Origin of the sequence: Streptomyces sp. NPDC005866, assembly GCF_040629895.1 — a bacterium.
GTDB lineage: Bacteria > Actinomycetota > Actinomycetes > Streptomycetales > Streptomycetaceae > Streptomyces.
In genome coordinates this window covers 123,434-140,546 of the sequence record NZ_JBEXWP010000027.1, presented here as the reverse complement: position 1 = coordinate 140,546, position 17,113 = coordinate 123,434, and the positions used below count along the sequence as shown (strand labels likewise).

The window sequence follows — 17,113 nt, the reverse complement described above, 5'->3', positions numbered from 1 at the left end:
GGCGGCGATCCGGCTACCCCTGCCCCGCTACGCGGGAGCGGGCATTCACCCCGGCCCTAAAGGACCGGGCACCCTGCCCGGAAAGACCGGTGGTGCAGCCGGTGGCCGGCGGTGTGCAGCCCAGCTCTCCGCACAACCGCAGCGCGGGCGGTTTGGCACCCTCCGCGGTGAAGCGAATGTAGTGGTCGACGATCACGTCCCGGTGACCCAGCGGCTCGGGCAGCCCGACCTTTGCCGTGGCCGTGCTCTCCTTGGTGCACCCGGAAGCCCTGTCCCCATACCGCGAGATGAAGGTGACCTGTACCCGCTCGAGGTCCGTCATCGCGTCGGTGAGCACTGCCTTGAGCTTGCGCACGCACGCGTGCGCACCACTGGGCACCTGCGTGTCGAGGAACAGGGTGCGGCGGTCCCGGCTGAGATGGACTCCGGTGACCGCGGAAGGCTGCGCCGTGGTCCACGGGATCGGCTCGGCCGTCGCTGACGAGGATGACCTCTGGTCCCCCTGACCGGCCACCTGTGTCCCGCACGCGCCGAGCAACAGCACGGCAGCGGCGCAGAGCAATGCGGCCGCTCGACGCGTTCTGTCCGATCGTCGCAAGAGCGCTCAATCCCCCCGGCACGCACCGACGTTACGCAGGCCAATATAAGGCTGTGGCCGGGAAGGCTCACCAGTTGGGTGGGCGGGCTGCAACTGGTTGAGACCCCCTTGGTGTCGGCCAAGCGGCCCCGACCCTAAGGCGCGTCAGGCGCGGAAGTAGTGCCCCGCCTCCAGGTCCTGGATGAGGCCGGGCCCGCTCGGTGCCCAGCCGAGGAGTTCCTGTGTGCGATCACTGGAGGCGGGGATGTCCATGGCGAAGAAGCGGCCGATCCAGCCGAAGTGCGTCTCCGCGTCCTGCGGTGCGATCGAGGTCACGGGAACGTCGAGTCCTCGTCCGATTGCCTCTGCGATCTCCCGTGTGGGGACTCCCTCCTCGCTCACCGCGTGCAGGATCGCTCCCGCCTGGGCCTTCTCCAGTCCCAGGCGGGTGATCTGCGCGGCATCCGACCGGTGGACCGCCGGCCAGCGGTTCGTGCCGTCGCCGACGTAGCCGGCGACCCCTTTCTCACGGGCTACCGCGACCAGGATGGCGATGAACCCGTGGTCGCCCGCGCCGTGCACGGTCGGGGCGAACCGCACGCTGACCGTGTTCACGCCGCGATCGACATACTCCAGCGCGAGGTTCTCGCTGCCGCCTCGCGGGGACTCCAGGCCGTGGAACGGTGAGCTGTCGTCCTCGGTCGTCAGCCGGCCCTGCGCCGGGCCGGCGACGCCGGACGCCAGCAGGAACGGACGGCCCGAACCGGTCAGGACGTCGCCGATCGTCTGCACGGCGGCCCGTTCGGCCTGATTGGAGACGGCGGGGTTGTTGAAGTCGTGCTTGTTGGCGAGGTGCAGGACAGCGTCGGCGGCCGCGGCGCCCTCCCGGATGCTGTCGAGGTCGTCGAGGTCGCCGCGGCGGACCTGGACGCCCTTCGCGTCGAGGGATGCGGCCGAGGTGTCGGAGCGGGCGAGCCCGACCACCTCGTGGCCGGCGGCGAGCAGTTCGTCGACCGTGGCCGAACCGATCCACCCGGATGCTCCAGTGACGAAGACGCGCATGCGAATGATCTCCTTCGATGATCAAGCCTGGTGAACCAGGCATGTGATGTCAGTTACTGACGTCAGTGACTGCCATCACTGTAGCCGCCATGTCGGCCGCTGTCATCACTAGAGTGGTCGGCATGGTGCGATGGGAGCCCGGGACGCGGGAACGACTACAGGCAGCAGCGATGGACCTCTACATCAGTCGCGGCTACGACAGGACGACCGCAGCGGACATCGCCCAGGCCGTCGGTCTCACGGAGCGGACGTTCTTCCGCCACTTCGCCGACAAGCGTGAGGTGCTTTTCAGCGGCCAGGAACTGCTGGAGCAGGCGTTCCTGGACGGTGTGGCCGCAGCCGCGCCGGACGCGTCACCGCTCGAGATGGTCGAGTCCGCCCTGTCGGCCGCGGGGCCGTTCTTCTCGAGCGAGCGCCGCGATCACTCCAGGCGGCGGCAGAGGATCGTCTCCGAGAATCCCGCGCTGCAGGAACGGGAGTTGCTGAAGTTGGCCGGGCTGGCCACGGCGGTCGCTGCCGCCCTCCGATCGCGGGGGGTTCCCGAAGCGACGGCCACCCTCGCCGCGGAATCCGGGGTGACCGTGTTCGGCGTGGCGTTCGGGAAGTGGATCGCCGAGGGTGAAGAGCGGTCGTTCCTCGACATCGAGCGCGAGGTGTTGGGCGAACTCGTGGCGATGGCCGCCGGCGTGACGTGATCAGCGTAGCGAGGGACCAACCGGGGGAACGGCGCCGCTGAGCTGCTGCGGGACGGCCGGACCGTGCACCCGCGCCGGCCCCCGGCCGCCGCCGTCTCACCGTCCGTCACTCCTCCTGTGCGGGCAATTCCAGGTGTTCCAGCCGGTCCGGGTCGGCGAGGATGTAGATCTCGGTGATCCGGCCGTCGGCGACGGTGACCGCCATGACCGACAGTGGGCGTCCCTCGGGCGCGGTGAACGCGCCGACCGTGTCGTTGACGAGCACCAGGCGCGACCAGACCGAGTACTGCCGGAAGGTGAAGGCCCCTTCGGCCACCGCCCGGGCGCCGCGCAGCACCTTGGACGCGGCCGCTCCGCGCACCAGCTTGCCCGAGTCGACGCGCAGGACCACGTCCGGGTGGAGCAGGGCGAGCAGCGCCTCGAAGTCGCCGCCCCGGGAGGCGGCCAGGAAGGCGTCAAGGACCTGGCGTTGCCTGCCCAGGTCCCGGTCGGCCGACGGGGCGGCACCCTGCACCCGGCGGCGGGCCCGGCTGGCCAGCTGGCGGGTCGCCGCCGAACTGCGCTCCACGATCGGCGCGATGTCGTCGAAGGGCACCGCGAACATGTCGTGCAGGACGAACGCCAGCCGCTCGGCGGGTTCCAGCGTCTCCAGGACGATCAGCAGGGCGAGACCGACGGAGTCCGCCTCCAGCACCTCCTGTTCGGGGTCGATACCGGACAGCGGCCGGACGACCGGGTCCGGTACGAACGTCTCGTCCATCGGCTGCTCGCGGCGCGCCGTGCGGGAGCGCAGCATGTCGAGGCAGACCCGGCCGACCACCGTGGTCAGCCAGCCTGCGAGGTTCCTGATCTCGTCGCTGTCGGTGCGTCCGAGCTTGAGCCAGGCCTCCTGGACCGCGTCCTCGGCCTCGGCGAGCGAGCCGAGCATCCGGTAGGCCACCGCGCGCAGGTGGTCGCCGTGCTCCTCGAAGCGGCGGGCCAGCAGTTCCGTGTTCTCGGTCATGTGCGCGTCCTACCGGGAGAAGAGTTCGAAGGCGACCGCCGGCAGTCCGCCGAAGCGTTCGCGGTTCGCGGCGGTCTGTTCGGTCAGGAAATCACGGACGTGCGCCTCGGGGTCCTCGTCGGTCAACGCCTCGATGTAGGTGCGGTGTTCGAGGAGCGAGCCGATCGCCCGTTCCAGGCCGGGCAAGGCGTCGACGGCATGCGTGGCCTCGGGCGACCCGGCGACGGCGACCCAGCGGACGCCGTCCCAGGGCTCCAGACCCTGGTCAATGAGTTCGGGGAAGATCCAGCGGTTGCCGGCGTCGGACGCCGCGTCGAGCGTGGCCCGCCCCACGGCCCGGTGGTCGGGGGTGTTCCAGTGGACGGCGCCCCAGGTGTCCCGGTGGTTCAGGGTGATGACCAGTTCGGGGCGGTGACGGCGGATCGCCGCCACGATGTCCCGGCGCAGCGCGGGCCCGTACTCGATCAGCCCGTCCCGGTGGTCGAGGAACTCGACGGTCGAGACACCCACGACGGCCGCGCTCGCCCGCTGCTCCCGCTCCCGCAGCGGGCCGCACCGGGCGGGCTCCAGGGTGTGCATGCCCGCCTCGCCCCGGGTCGCGAGGACATAGCCGATCTCGCGGCCCTCGTCGGTCCAGGCGGCGATCGCCGCGGAGCAGCCGTACTCCAGGTCGTCCGGGTGGGCGACCACGGCGATGGCTCGTCGCCAGTCGTCGGGCATGGGCTCGAGCGGGGTGATCTTCGGCTCGGTCATGGCCGCAGACTATGCGGACACGCCAGACCCGCAACCCCTTTTACGGGACGTCACGCCTCGTCGCGGACGAGCTTCAGCAGCCGGTCCAGGACCCTCGGCGCGCCGGTGCGCAGTCCGTCGTGCTCGAACTCGTCGGTGACCCAGGTGCGCAGGCCCCGGATGGCCCGGGCGGTCCGCAGCGAGTGCCCGGCGTCGACGTACATGTCGTCGTGGTAGACGGCGGCGGCGACCGGGACCTCGTTGGCGGCGAGGCGGGCCGGGTCGTACAGCGGCTGCCAGTCGGTCCGGGCGGCGAGCAGCTCGGCGGTGTCGCGCAGCGGGCGCAGGGACGGGTCGGTCTCGAACACCCAGGGGTGGACCGTCTCTCCCGTGAACAGGACCGGGGTGTCCCCCGTGACCGCCTTGGCCGCGTCGAACTGCGGGAACTCGGCGCGCACCCGCTCGGCCGCCCAGGCGGTGGGGCGGCTGTCCTGGCCGTAGAGCGGCTCGTGGACGAGGGCGTAGAGCGGGTTGCTCGCGTACGAGAGGAGGCCCTGGACCTGTTCCTGGAAGGCGTCGGAGAGTTCGCTGCCGGCCGGGGTGCGGACGAAGGCGTCCTCCAGGAGGAAGTGGAGGCGGTGGCTGCCGTCGCTCATGCCCAGCATCAGGCCGAGGGACTGGAAGGCCTCGACGGTGAGCCGGTAGCCGTTCGGCAGGACCACCTCGTGGTCGAGGAGGTGCTCGGCGATCCGCCGGACCCGCTCGACGTCCATCGGGTAGCGGTCGTAGTGCGCGCCGACCTTGCGCTCGATGCGCGGGTAGGCGGCCCGGTAGACGTCGTCGGCGTGGGCGTCCAGGGAGGGCAGGCCGCCGGTGATGAGGGAGGTCTTGAGACCTTCCGGGAAGAACGACAGGTAGGTCACCGTGCAGAAGCCGCCGAAGCTCTGGCCGAGGGTGGTCCAGGGGGCGCCGCCGGTGACCTGCCGACGGATCGCCTCGCAGTCCCGGACGATCGAGTCGGCGCGGAAGCGGGCCAGGTAGTCGGCCTGGGCGGCGGGGCCGCCGCGCAGCGGCAGCGTCTGCCGGCTGACCGGGGTGGAGCGGCCGGTGCCGCGCTGGTCGAGGAGCAGGACGCGGTACTCCTCCAGGGCCCGGCCGAGCCAGGCCTGCCGTCCGACGAAACGATTCGCCCCGAAGCCGGGGCCGCCCTGGAGATACAGCAGCCAGGGCAGTTCCTTGTCCGCCTTGTCGCTCGCGACCGCCTCCCGGGCGTACAGCTCGATGGTCTCGCCGTCCGGGTCGGCGTGGTCCAGTGGGACGGTGAAGTGGCGGTCGGTGAGGACGACGCCGGGCTGGCGGTAGCTGAGGCTCAACGTTTCTCCCGGGACGGACGGACGGTCGCGACCCAGTTCAGCACACGTCCGAGGGTCTGCCACCCCCGGGATCATGAAATCGTTACTGAATCACCGATCAGCGGGCGGCGAGGCTGGAGCGGCGCACCACCAGTTCCGGCTGGAGCACCACCCGGCGGTGCTCGTGCGCCGCCTGTCCCGCGCGCTCCTCTGTTTCCTCCAGGAGCAGGTCGGCGGCCATGGCGCCCATGGTCACGGCCGGCTGGCGGACAGAGGTCAGCGGTACGGCGGCCGCGGCGGCGAACTCGATGTCGTCGTAGCCGACGATCGCTAGGTCGTCCGGGACGACCACCCCGGCCGCGTACATGGCCTGGAGAACGCCGAGGGCGAGCAGGTCGTTGGCGCAGAAGACGGCGGTAGGCCGGTCGGCGAGGCCGAGCAGCCGGGCCCCCGCGTCCCGCCCGGCCGCGACGTCTAGACGCTCCGTCGGCAGTTCGCGCAGCGCGTCGGGGCCGAGGCCCGCCTCGGCGAGGGCGTTCAGGGCGCCCGTGCGCCGGTCACGGACCTGGTTGAGCCCGGGCGGCCCGCTGACATAGGCGATGGACCGATGCCCGGCGTCGAGGAGATGGCGGACCGCGAGGGCCCCGCCCGCCACGTCGTCGACGCTGACCGAGCACTCGGTGGTGCCCTCCGCGACCCGGTCGACCAGCACGAAGGGGATGCCGTGCCGGCGGAAGGTCTCGATGTTGCGGCCGGTGGCGTCCGCCGGGGTGAGCAGGACGCCGCGCACCCGCTGCTCTGCGAAGAGCGCGAGGTAGTCGGCCTCCTCGCCGGCGTTCTGCGCGCTGTTGCAGACCATCACACCGAGCCCGGCCTCCCGCGCCGCCCGCTCGGCGCCCCGGGCCACGTCCACGAAGAAGGGGTTGCCCATGTCGAGGACGAGCAGGCCCATGATCCGGCTGCGGCCCGCGCGCAGTTGACGCGCGGACTCGCTGCGGACGTAGCCGAGCCGGTCGATCGCCGACTGCACCCGCGCCCGGGTCTCGCTGGCGACGGTGTCCGGGCGGTTGATGACGTTCGAGACCGTGCCCACCGAGACTCCGGCGGCACGGGCGACGTCCTTGATACCCACCGACTGGACCATCGGGCGGAGACCTCCAGGGGGAACGTGGGCGGCGGACGGCCTTCACCTCGATGACCGACACATCGGTGAAGGGCACACCGGGAAGGGCTTCACATTACGACATGACTCGCACACCGGCCCGGGTCAGGCGGGCAGGGCGAAGTCGACGACATGGAGCGCCGAGGGGGTCGTACCGCTCGACGTCTCCTGGTACATGAACGACAGCACGTGATCCGCCCGTACCCGCATCTCGTCGATGACGACCTCGCCGAAGGCGTTGAGATCACTGCCGTCGTACAGCAGCGCCCAGTCGGTGCGCCCGGAGGACCTGGACGCGCCGGCGATCCGGCCGCGGGGGAAGACCGCGTAGGCGTTGTCGTACTTGTCCAGGATCAGCTTGGTGCGCTGGCTGGAATTCAGGGCGAGGGGGATCTCGGTCTTCCGCCAGTTGCCGGAGGAGTTCTTGCGGACGTGGAAGGCGCGCCCGTTCGCGGTGCGGTCGCTGACGTAGTTCGTGGTGCACTGGCCGAAGCGGCCGGGGACATGGCTGATGATCGCGTGCGGGAGGCCGGTGGAGTCGGTCCACTGGCTCTCCTGGTTCATCAGGGAGTGGTCCGGGTCGAGAGGGTCGACGACAGCCGGTGGCGGAGAGCGCCTCGCGCATCTCCGGCCACACGGCGGCGTGGCGTTCGCGGTACTCGGCGACGCGGTCCTGCCGGACCTTGAGGAGGAAGCACACGCGCTGCATCAACACCCCCTGGCGTCCTAGAAGTTGAACTGGCCGATGTTCTTCGCGTCGAACACGGTCGGCTTGCCGAGGTTGATCACGCCGTCCTTGCCGATGGTGTAGGTCGTGTCGCCGGCCTTGAACGTCTCGCCCTCCTTGCCGGTGATCTGCCCGGAGGCCAGGGCGACGGCGGTGCGGGCGGCGAGGTCGCCGAGCTTGGCCGGGTCCCACAGCTCGAAGGCGTCGACGGTGCCGTTCTTGACGTACTGACGCATGTCGTTGGGCGTCCCGAGGCCCGTCAGCTTGACCTTGCCCTTGTACTTGGAGCCGGACAGGTACTGGGCGGCCGCCTTGATGCCGACGGTGGTCGGGGAGACGATCCCCTTGAGGTTCGGGTACTGCTGGAGCAGGCCCTGGGTCTGCTGGAAGGACTGCTGGGCGTCGTCGTTGCCGTAGGCGATCTTGACCAGCTTGACGTTCTTGTACTTCGGGTCCTTCAGCTCCTCCTTCATGTAGCCGATCCAGGTGTTCTGGTTGGTGGCGGTCTGGGCGGCGGACAGGATCGCGATCTCGCCCGCGTACCCGATCTGCTCGGCGAGCAGCTGCACTTCGGTACGGCCGAGGTCCTCGGCGCCGGCCTGCGAGACGAAGGCGTTGCGGCAGCCGGCGTTGGTGTCGGAGTCGTAGGTGACGACCTTGATCCCGTTGGTCATGGCCTGCTTGAGCGCGGTGCACAGGGCGCCCGGGTCCTGTGCGGACACGGCCATGGCGTCCACCTGCTGCTGGGTGAGGGTGTTGACGTAGGAGACCTGACCGGAGGTGTCGGTGGCGCTGGAGGGCCCGGCCTCCTTGTACTGGGAGCCGAGCTCGGTGAGCGCCTTCTCGCCGCCCTTGTCGGCGGAGGTGAAGTAGGGGTTGTTGACGTTCTTCGGCAGAAATCCGACGGTGAGCCCCTTCTTGAGGGCGGCGTTCGGATCGGCCTTCGCGGTGGAGGTGGCCGCGGAGTCTTCACTGCTGGAGTTGTTCTTGGTGGTACCGCCGCAGGCCGTGGCGGCTACAGCGAGAGAGGTGGCGACGGCGAGAGCGACAGAGGCACGCCGGAGGGATGACTTACGCATGAGGGTTCCTTTGAACGAAGGTGCTCTGGAAGGCCCCGTCGGGGGCGCGGGGCTGTATTTCATTCGCGGCTCCGCCGCGTGGGCGCGATCAACCACGAACACATCGCAGCGTTCAGACGGTCTTGGCGGCCTTGTGCCTGGCGAGGGAGATCTGCTTGGCAACCCTCGGGCCCAGCACCGAAACGACAAGCAGCACACCGGTCACGACGATCTGGGACTGCGCGGAGACACTCAGCAGACTCATCACGTTCTGCAACGCCCCCAGGAGAAAAACGCCGGCCACCGCACCACCGAGCGTCCCTTTGCCCCCGTCGAAGTCGATTCCCCCGAGCAGCACCGCGGCCACGACGGACAGTTCGAGCCCCGTCGCGTTGTCGTACCGCGCACTCGCGTAGTGCAGCGCCCAGAAGATCCCGGTGAGCGAGGCCATGAAGCCGGTCGCCACGAACAGAATCAGCTTGTTCCGTTTGGCCCGGATGCCGGCGAACCGAGCCGCCTCCTCACTCGCCCCCACCGCGAACAACGACCGCCCGAACGGCGTGGCATGCAACAGCACCACCGCCATGACGAGCAGTACCAGGAACGGCAGGAAGGCCCGCGGCAGGAACGTGTCGCCGAGCCGCCCCGCAGCGAAGTCGAGGTACTGCGTGGGGAAATCGGTGACCGCGTCCGAGCCGAGCACGATCTGCGCGATGCCCCGGTAGGCCGCGAGCGTGCCGATGGTGACGGCCAGCGACGGCAGGCCCAACCGGGTCACCAACAGCCCGTTGACCAGCCCACAGATCACGCCCAGCAGCAGACACAGCGGGATGATTGTCTCTATCGCCATGCCCTCGTTCCACAGCCTGCCCATCACCGCGCCGGAGAGCCCGGCGGTCGACGCGACCGACAGATCGATCTCGCCGGCGACGACCAGCAGCGTCATCGGCAGCGCGATCAGCGCGATCGGAAGCGTGTTGCCGATCAGGAACGACAGGTTGAGGGAGTTGCCGAAGCCGTCCACGAAGCCGAAGGAGAACAACAGCAGGACGACCAGCAGGGCGCCGACGACGGTGTCCCAGCGAATCGCACGCGTCAAGGACTCAGGCATGGCTGACGTTCTCCTTGCTGGTCGTGGTCCTCTTCGGGGCCGACCTCTTCTTCAGCGCGGCGGCCACCCGCAGCGCGACCACCCGGTCGACGGCGATGGCGAGCAGCAGCAGGAAGCCGTTGATGGCGAGGACCCACACGGAGCTGACCCCGAGGGCCGGCAGCACGCTGTTGACGGAGGTCAGCAGCAGCGCGCCCAGCGCGGCGCCGTACACGCTCCCGGAGCCGCCCGTGAAGACCACGCCACCGACCACCACGGCGCTCACCACGGTGAGTTCGTAGCCGTTGCCGGTGCCGGAGTCGACGTTGCCGAAGCGGGCCAGGTACATCGCCCCGGCCAGCCCGGCGAGGGCACCGCAGAAGGTGTACGCGGTGAGGATCCTCTTGCGCACCGGGATACCGGCCAGCCGGGCGGCCTCCGGGTTGGAGCCCAGGGCGTACAACTCCCGTCCGCTGCCGAAGTGTTTGAGGTAGTAGGCGGTGGCGACCAGGACCGCGAGGGCGATCAGCGCCAGCCACGGGATCGCCGACAGCCCGCCGGAGCCGAAGTCGACGAAGCCGCCCGGGAGATCGGCGGCCGTGATCTGCCGGGAGCCGACCCAGATGGAGTCGACGCCCCGGATGATATACAGCGTGCCTAGGGTGACGACCAGCGCGGGGACCTGGCCGAGGCTCACGAGAAGGCCGTTGAGCAGCCCGCAGCCGATGCCGAGCAGGACGGCCAGCACGATCGCGACGGCCGTGTCGCCGCCGCCGTGCAGATAGTCGCCGGCGGCGAAGGCGGTGATGCCGAGCGTGGAGCCGACGGACAGGTCGACGTTCCTCGTGATCACCACCAGGGACTGGCCGGTGGCGACCAGCACCAGGATGGTGGCGTTGAGCAGCAGGTCCTTGATGCCCTGCTCGGAGAGGAACTCGCTGTTGCCGGCCTGGGTGACGGCGATCATCACCAGGAAGACGGCCAGGATGGCGAGTTCGCGCATCTTGAAGACACGGTCGACGAGCCGGGTCCCGCTGGACCCGGGCGCCTCGGCGACGGAGGTCTGTTCGGAGGTGGTCACCGTCATGCGGCGGCCCTCCCCGTGGCTGCGGCCATCACGGTTTCCTCGGTGGCGTCGGAGCGTGGGATCTCGGCGGTGATCCGGCCCTCGTGCATCACCAGCACACGGTCGGCCATGCCGAGGATCTCGGGCAGGTCGGAGGAGATCATCAGGACGGCGACCCCGTCGGCGGCCAACTCGCCAAGGAGCCGGTGGACTTCGGCTTTCGTACCGACGTCGATGCCACGGGTCGGCTCGTCGACGATCAGCACCTTCGGACCGGTCGCCAGCCACTTGGCGAGGACGACCTTCTGCTGGTTGCCTCCGGACAGGGTGGACACCGCGTCGGCGATCCGGGCGTACTTCACCTGGAGCCTGACCGCCCAGTCGAGGGAGCGGCTGCGCTCGGCGCCCCGGTCGACGAGGCCCGCCCTGACGGTCGTACGCAGTCCGGTCAGGCCGATGTTCCGCTCGATGGACATGTCCATCACCAGGCCCTGGGCTCGGCGGTCCTCGGGGACGAGAGCGAGTCCGGCGGACATCGCGACGGAGGGCGCCCCGTTGGTCAGTTTCCGTCCCCTGACCTCGACTTCGCCCGCGTCCCAGCGGTCGACGCCGAACACGGCCCGCGCGACCTCGGTCCGGCCGGCGCCGACCAGTCCGGCGAGGCCGACGATCTCACCGGAGCGCACCTCGAAGGAGACGTCGGTGAAGACGCCCTCCCGGGTCAACCGCCTAACGGCGAGGGCGACTTCGCCCGCCCGTACGTCCTGCTTGGGGTACAGCTCGTCGAGGTCGCGGCCCACCATCCGGCGGACGAGGTCGTCCTCGGTCATGCCGTCGACGGGCTCGCTGGCGATCCAGGCGCCGTCCCGGAGCGTGGTGACCCGGCGGCAGATCTGGAAGATCTCCTCCAGCCGGTGCGAGATGAACAGCACGGCGGCGCCCTGCTCGCGCAGGGTGCGGACGACACCGAAGAGACGGGCGACCTCGCTGCCGGTCAGGGCCGCCGTCGGCTCGTCCATGATCAGGACCCGGGCGTCGAAGGAGAGCGCCTTGGCGATCTCCACGATCTGCTGGTCGGCGATCGACAGGCCGCGGGCGGGGCGGTCTGGGTCGAGAGCGACACCGAGCCGCTTCATCAGGGCGGCCGTGGCCGCGCGGGTGGCCTTGTGGTCGATCCGGCCCAGCGCCCGCCGGGGCCGGCGGCCCATGAAGATGTTCTCGGCGATCGACAGGTCGGGGAAGAGCGTGGGTTCCTGGTAGATCACGGCGATTCCGGCGTCACGGGCGTCGCCGGGGCCATGGAAGACGACGGGCTCGCCGTCGAGCAGCACCTGGCCGGTGTCCGGTCGGTGCACCCCGGCGAGGGTCTTGATCAGCGTCGACTTGCCCGCGCCGTTCTCCCCGGCGAGGGCGTGCACCTCGCCGGGGAACAGCTCCAGGGAGACGTCCCGCAGGGCGCGGACGGCACCGAAGGACTTGGAGACGCCCTTCAGCGCCAGCACCGGGGCCGGTCCCGTGTCGGACGGGTGGGTCATGGGGGCTCCTCGACGACACCGGCGAGACGGTCGGCACCGACCCCACAGCGTCGTGAAAGGTTTCAACTGGATTGCCGGGACCGTAGGCACCACGGGCATGTCACGTCAATGGGTCCGTATCGAAAAAATTTCGATAGCCGAAGGTCACGGCAGAGTCACGGAAAACCAGGTTGGTCGGAGTCCTTGACACCTCTTCGGGAGGACTCATACTTTGCGGTTCTGAATCGTTTCACCGCTCAGACCCCAGGAGCCCCGAAGTGACCGACCTCGCCGCGGTGAAGGCCGCGCTGAAGACCCAGGCCGTCGAGACGCCGTCATGGGCGTACGGAAACTCGGGGACCCGTTTCAAGGTGTTCGCGCAGCAGGGCGTACCGCGCTCGCCGAAGGAGAAACTGGACGACGCGGCGCAGGTCCACGCGGCGACCGGGGTCGCGCCGACGGTGGCGCTGCACATCCCCTGGGACAAGGTGGACGACTACGCGGACCTGGCCAAGCACGCCGAGGAGCGGGGGCTGAGGCTGGGGGCGATCAACTCCAACACCTTCCAGGACGACGACTACAAGCTGGGCAGCATCTGCCATCCGGACGCGGCGGTGCGCCGCAAGGCCGTCGGCCATCTGCTGGAATGCGTCGACATCATGGACGCGACGGGGTCCGGCGACCTGAAGCTGTGGTTCGCGGACGGAACCAACTACCCCGGGCAGGACGACATCCGGGCGCGCCAGGACCGGCTCGCCGAGGGGCTGGCCGAGGTGTACGCGCGGCTGGGCGAGGGTCAGCGGCTGCTGCTGGAGTACAAGCTGTTCGAGCCGTCGTTCTATACGACCGACGTACCGGACTGGGGCACGGCCTACGCCCACTGTCTGAAGCTGGGGCCGAAGGCGCAGGTCGTGGTCGACACCGGGCATCACGCGCCGGGCACCAACATCGAGTTCATCGTCGCCACGCTGCTGCGGGAGGGGAAGCTCGGCGGGTTCGACTTCAACTCGCGGTTCTACGCGGACGACGACCTCATGGTCGGGGCCGCTGATCCGTTCCAGCTGTTCCGGATCATGTGCGAGGTCGTGGGCGGCGGTGGGTTCACCTCCGAGGTGGCCTTCATGCTCGACCAGTGTCACAACATCGAGGCGAAGATCCCGGCGATCATCCGGTCGGTGATGAATGTGCAGCAGGCCACGGCGAAGGCGCTGCTGGTGGACCGGGGGGCGCTGGCCGAGGCGCAGGCCGCCGGGGATGTGCTGGGGGCGAACGCGGTGCTGATGGACGCGTACGACACGGATGTGCGGCCGTTGCTGCGGGAAGTCCGGGAGGAGATGGGGCTGGATGCCGATCCGCTCGCCGCGTACGCCCGGTCCGGGTGGGCCGAGAAGGTTGTCGCCGAGCGGGTGGGAGGGCAACAGGCGGGGTGGGGGGCGTAAGCGTCTGCCGGGATCTGTTTCGTCGCGGGGTGCGGGCCATGTGTGGTTGATCGCACCCACGCGGCGGAGCCGCATAGGAAACACAGCCCCGCGACCCCTATTGAAGTCACGCCCGTTCAGAAGCTGAGGAAACTCGATGACCATCCACCCCGAAGCCGGCGCCCTTCTCGCCCGCTCCCGTCGGCTCGGCGCCGATCCCCGTAACACCAACTACGCCGGCGGCAACGCCTCCGCCAAAGGCACCGCCATCGACCCGGTCACCGGCGGTGATGTCGAACTGATGTGGGTGAAGGGGTCCGGCGGCGACCTCGGCACCCTCACCGGGGCCGGGCTCGCCGTGCTGCGGCTCGACCGGCTCCGGGCGCTCGTCGGCGTCTACCCGGGCGTCGAACGCGAGGATGAGATGGTCGGCGCCTTCGACTACTGCCTGCACGGCAAGGGCGGCGCCGCTCCCTCCATCGACACCGCCATGCACGGGCTCGTGGACGCCCCGCACGTCGATCATCTGCATCCCGACTCCGGGATCGCGCTGGCCTGCGCCGCCGACGGGGAGAAGCTGACCGCCGAGTGTTTCGGCGACTCGGTGGTGTGGGTGCCGTGGCGGCGGCCCGGATTCCAGCTCGGGCTGGACATCGCGGCCGTCAAGGCCGCCCATCCGCGGGCCGTCGGGTGCGTCCTCGGCGGGCACGGGATCACCGCCTGGGGCGACACCTCCGAGGAGTGCGAGCGGAACTCGCTGTACATCATCCGCACCGCCGAGGCCTTCCTCGCCGACCGAGGCAGGGCGGAGCCCTTCGGGCCCGTCGTCGAGGGGTACGGCGCGCTGCCCGAGGCCGACCGGCGGGAGCGGGCCGCAGCGCTCGCGCCGTACGTGCGGGCCCTCGCCTCCCAGGACAGGGCGCAGGTCGGGCACTTCACCGACGCGGACGTCGTCCTCGACTTCCTGGCCCGGGCCGAGCATCCGCGGCTCGCGGCGCTGGGGACGTCGTGCCCGGACCACTTCCTGCGGACGAAGGTACGGCCGCTCGTGCTGGACCTGCCACCGGCCGCGCCGCTCGACGAGGCCATTGCCCGGCTGAAGGAGCTGCATTCCGCGTACCGCGAGGAGTACGCCGCCTACTACCGGCGGCACGCCCTGCCCGACTCCCCCGCCATGCGCGGCGCCGACCCGGCGATCGTGCTGGTGCCCGGCGTCGGCATGTTCAGCTTCGGGAAGGACAAGCAGACGGCCCGGGTCGCCGGCGAGTTCTATGTCAACGCGATCAATGTGATGCGCGGGGCCGAAGCGGTGTCGGCTTATACGCCGATCGAGGAGTCGGAGAAGTTCCGGATCGAGTACTGGGCGCTGGAGGAGGCCAAGCTTCAGCGGATGCCGAAGCCGAAGGCCCTGGCGACCCGGGTGGCGCTGGTGACGGGTGCCGGCAGCGGGATCGGGAAGGCGATCGCGCATCGGCTCGCCGCCGAGGGGGCCTGTGTCGTCGTCGCCGATCTCAACGCCGACAGTGCCGCCGCCGTCGCGGAGGAACTCGGCGGGTCCGACAAGGCCGTCGCCGTCACCGTCGACGTGACGGACGAGGAGCGGATCGCCGCCGCCTTCCGGACCGCCGCACTGGCCTTCGGCGGGATCGACCTCGTCGTCAACAACGCGGGCATCTCCGTCTCCAAGCCCCTGCTGGAGACTTCGGCCAAGGACTGGGACCTCCAGCACGACATCATGGCCCGCGGTTCCTTCCTGGTGTCGCGGGAGGCGGCCCGGGTGATGACCGCCCAGGAGCTGGGGGGAGACATCGTCTACGTGGTGTCGAAGAACGCCGTGTTCGCCGGGCCCAACAACATCGCCTACTCGGCCACCAAGGCGGACCAGGCTCATCAGGTGCGGCTGCTGGCAGCCGAGTTGGGCCGGCACGGGATCCGGGTCAACGGGGTGAACCCCGACGGTGTGGTGCGCGGGTCCGGGATCTTCGCCGGCGGGTGGGGAGCGCAGCGGGCCGCGGTGTACGGGGTGGAGGAGTCGAAGCTGGGCGAGTTCTACGCGCAGCGGACCATCCTCAAGCGTGAGGTGCTGCCCGAGCATGTGGCGAACGCCGTGTTCGCGCTGACGGGTGGGGAGCTCACCCACACCACCGGGCTGCATGTGCCCGTCGACGCGGGTGTGGCGGCCGCGTTCCTGCGATGACCGCGGCCAGGTCCTATGCCGCGGTCGACCTCGGCGCTTCCAGTGGGCGGGTCATGGTCGGCCGGGTGGGCCCGGACTCGCTGGAGCTGGCCGAGGCGCACCGGTTCGCGAACCGGCCGGTGCGGGTGCCGGAAGGTCTGCGCTGGGACGTACTCGCCCTGTACGCCGGGGTGTTGGAGGGCCTCAGGGCGGCGGGGCGGGTGGACTCCGTCGGGCTCGACAGCTGGGCCGTGGACTACGGGCTGCTGGACGCCGACGGGGCACTGCTCGGCAACCCGGTGCACTACCGGGACGCCCGCACGGACGGCGTCGCCGAGAAGGTATGGGCGACCCTGCCGGCGGCGGAGCTGTACGCCCGCACCGGGCTCCAGTACGCGCCCTTCAACACCCTCTACCAGTTGCTGGCGGCGCGTTCGAGTGCCCAGTTCGCCCACGCCGAGCGGCTGTTGCTCATCCCCGACCTGCTGTCGTACTGGCTGACCGGCGAGCAGGGCACCGAGCTGACCAATGCCTCCACCACCCAGCTCATCGATCCCCGGACCCGCGACTGGTCGTACGAGGTGGCGGACCGGCTGGGGATCGGCCTCGGGCTGTTCGCACCGCTGCGTCGGCCGGGGGATCCCGCCGGGGTGCTGCGCCCCGAGGTGCTGGAGGAGACGGGGCTGACCGGGCCGGTGCCGGTGACCGCCGTCGGCTCGCACGACACCGCGTCGGCGGTGGCCGCCGTACCGGCGGCCGGTGAGCGGTTCGCCTATATCTGCACCGGCACCTGGTCGCTGGCGGGTCTCGAACTGGCCGCGCCCGTACTGACCGAGGAGAGCCGGGCCGCAAACTTCACCAACGAGCTGGGACTGGACGGCACGGTCCGCTACCTGCGCAACATCATGGGGCTGTGGCTGCTGCAGGAGTGCCTACGGGCCTGGGGCGACCCGGAACTGGGCGGGCTGCTGCGGGCGGCGGCCACCGTGCCGGCGCTGCGCTCGGTGGTGGACGCGGGGGACGCGGCGTTCCTGGCCCCCGGCCGGATGCCGGAGCGGATCGCCGAGGCGTGCCGGGCCTCCGGGCAGCCGGCGCCGCGGACTCCTGGCGAGATCACCCGGTGCATTCTCGACTCTTTGGCGCTCGCCCACCGGCGGGCAGTCACCGACGCCCGGCGGCTCGCCGATCACCCGGTGGACACGGTGTTCGTGGTGGGCGGCGGTACCCGTAACGCGCTGCTCTGCCAGCTCACCGCCGACGCCTGCGGGCTGCCTGTGGTGGCCGGACCCGCGGAGGCGGCGGCCCTCGGGAACGTGCTGGTCCAGGCCCGTGCACACGGCCAGGTCGGCGACCTCGCCGACATGCGGCGACTGCTCACGCGCACCCAGCCGCTCACCCGGTACGCGCCGCGCGGCGACACCGCCCGCTGGGCGGCGGCCGAGGCACGACTCGCCAGACGGTGAACCGGGTCTCCCGCTGAT

The 17,113-nt window shown here is 70.4% G+C and carries 14 protein-coding genes and 2 pseudogenes; 4 read left to right on the top strand and 12 right to left on the bottom strand.

The annotated features are described in order from the left end of the window. Nucleotides 1-13: 13 nt before the first annotated feature. Both ABZ396_RS32655 and ABZ396_RS32650 read right to left on the bottom strand, forming a co-directional pair. Nucleotides 14-355, bottom strand: coding sequence for a hypothetical protein (locus tag ABZ396_RS32655; protein ID WP_358918333.1), 342 nt, complete (start codon nt 353-355; stop codon nt 14-16). A gap of 387 nt (nt 356-742) precedes the next feature. Beyond that, nucleotides 743-1,639 carry an SDR family oxidoreductase gene (locus tag ABZ396_RS32650; RefSeq protein ID WP_358918335.1) on the bottom strand — a complete coding sequence of 299 codons (897 nt, stop codon included), beginning with the start codon at nt 1,637-1,639 and terminating at the stop codon, nt 743-745. A 122-nt stretch (nt 1,640-1,761) separates the two neighbouring features. Here ABZ396_RS32650 and ABZ396_RS32645 point away from each other — a divergent pair, with 122 nt between their 5' ends. Beyond that, entirely contained in the window at nt 1,762-2,334 is a 573-nt protein-coding gene (locus tag ABZ396_RS32645; RefSeq protein ID WP_358918337.1) for a helix-turn-helix domain-containing protein, read from the top strand. A gap of 106 nt (nt 2,335-2,440) precedes the next feature. Here ABZ396_RS32645 and sigJ read toward each other — a convergent pair whose 3' ends face one another. From sigJ to ABZ396_RS32595, 10 genes and pseudogenes are all read right to left on the bottom strand, one after another. After that, nucleotides 2,441-3,337 (bottom strand): RNA polymerase sigma factor SigJ, encoded by an 897-nt coding sequence (gene sigJ, locus ABZ396_RS32640; protein WP_358918338.1) that lies wholly within the window; start codon nt 3,335-3,337, stop codon nt 2,441-2,443. 9 nt (nt 3,338-3,346) lie between these two features. Then, complete coding sequence (locus tag ABZ396_RS32635; RefSeq protein ID WP_358918340.1) at nt 3,347-4,090, bottom strand: PIG-L deacetylase family protein; 744 nt, start codon at nt 4,088-4,090, stop codon at nt 3,347-3,349. Between the two features lie 50 nt (nt 4,091-4,140). Beyond that, a complete protein-coding gene (locus tag ABZ396_RS32630) occupies nt 4,141-5,442 on the bottom strand; it encodes an alpha/beta fold hydrolase (protein WP_358918341.1) in 1,302 nt (433 codons plus the stop codon). 97 nt (nt 5,443-5,539) lie between these two features. Next, complete coding sequence (locus ABZ396_RS32625) at nt 5,540-6,565, bottom strand: LacI family DNA-binding transcriptional regulator (RefSeq protein WP_358918343.1); 1,026 nt, start codon at nt 6,563-6,565, stop codon at nt 5,540-5,542. A gap of 123 nt (nt 6,566-6,688) precedes the next feature. Then, nucleotides 6,689-7,180 (bottom strand): annotated as a pseudogene (locus ABZ396_RS32620) (BNR-4 repeat-containing protein); the annotation flags it as partial. A 1-nt stretch (nt 7,181) separates the two neighbouring features. After that, nucleotides 7,182-7,292 (bottom strand): annotated as a pseudogene (locus tag ABZ396_RS32615) (L-rhamnose mutarotase); the annotation flags it as partial. 17 nt (nt 7,293-7,309) lie between these two features. Continuing rightward, entirely contained in the window at nt 7,310-8,389 is a 1,080-nt protein-coding gene (gene rhaS / locus ABZ396_RS32610) for a rhamnose ABC transporter substrate-binding protein (protein ID WP_358918345.1), read from the bottom strand. Nucleotides 8,390-8,501: 112 nt separating this feature from the next. After that, complete coding sequence (locus tag ABZ396_RS32605) at nt 8,502-9,479, bottom strand: ABC transporter permease (protein ID WP_358918347.1); 978 nt, start codon at nt 9,477-9,479, stop codon at nt 8,502-8,504. Further along, on the bottom strand, nt 9,472-10,545 hold the full coding sequence (locus ABZ396_RS32600) for an ABC transporter permease (RefSeq protein WP_358918349.1): 1,074 nt from the start codon (nt 10,543-10,545) through the stop codon (nt 9,472-9,474). Before ABZ396_RS32600 ends, ABZ396_RS32605 begins: the two co-directional genes overlap by 8 nt. Further along, nucleotides 10,542-12,059 (bottom strand): sugar ABC transporter ATP-binding protein, encoded by a 1,518-nt coding sequence (locus ABZ396_RS32595; RefSeq protein ID WP_358918351.1) that lies wholly within the window; start codon nt 12,057-12,059, stop codon nt 10,542-10,544. The genes ABZ396_RS32600 and ABZ396_RS32595 overlap by 4 nt, the downstream gene beginning before the upstream one ends. A 257-nt stretch (nt 12,060-12,316) precedes the next feature. Here ABZ396_RS32595 and rhaI point away from each other — a divergent pair, with 257 nt between their 5' ends. The 3 genes from rhaI (at nt 12,317) to ABZ396_RS32580 (ending at nt 17,095) form a co-directional block, all read left to right on the top strand. Then, nucleotides 12,317-13,477, top strand: a complete 1,161-nt coding sequence (gene rhaI, locus ABZ396_RS32590) for an L-rhamnose isomerase (protein ID WP_358918353.1) — start codon at nt 12,317-12,319, stop codon at nt 13,475-13,477. Nucleotides 13,478-13,613: 136 nt separating this feature from the next. Beyond that, the gene (locus tag ABZ396_RS32585; RefSeq protein WP_358918354.1) at nt 13,614-15,653 is read left to right on the top strand and encodes a bifunctional aldolase/short-chain dehydrogenase; all 2,040 of its coding nucleotides are present in this window, start codon (nt 13,614-13,616) and stop codon (nt 15,651-15,653) included. Next, a complete protein-coding gene (locus ABZ396_RS32580) occupies nt 15,650-17,095 on the top strand; it encodes a rhamnulokinase family protein (RefSeq protein WP_358918355.1) in 1,446 nt (481 codons plus the stop codon). Before ABZ396_RS32585 ends, ABZ396_RS32580 begins: the two co-directional genes overlap by 4 nt. Nucleotides 17,096-17,113: the final 18 nt, after the last annotated feature.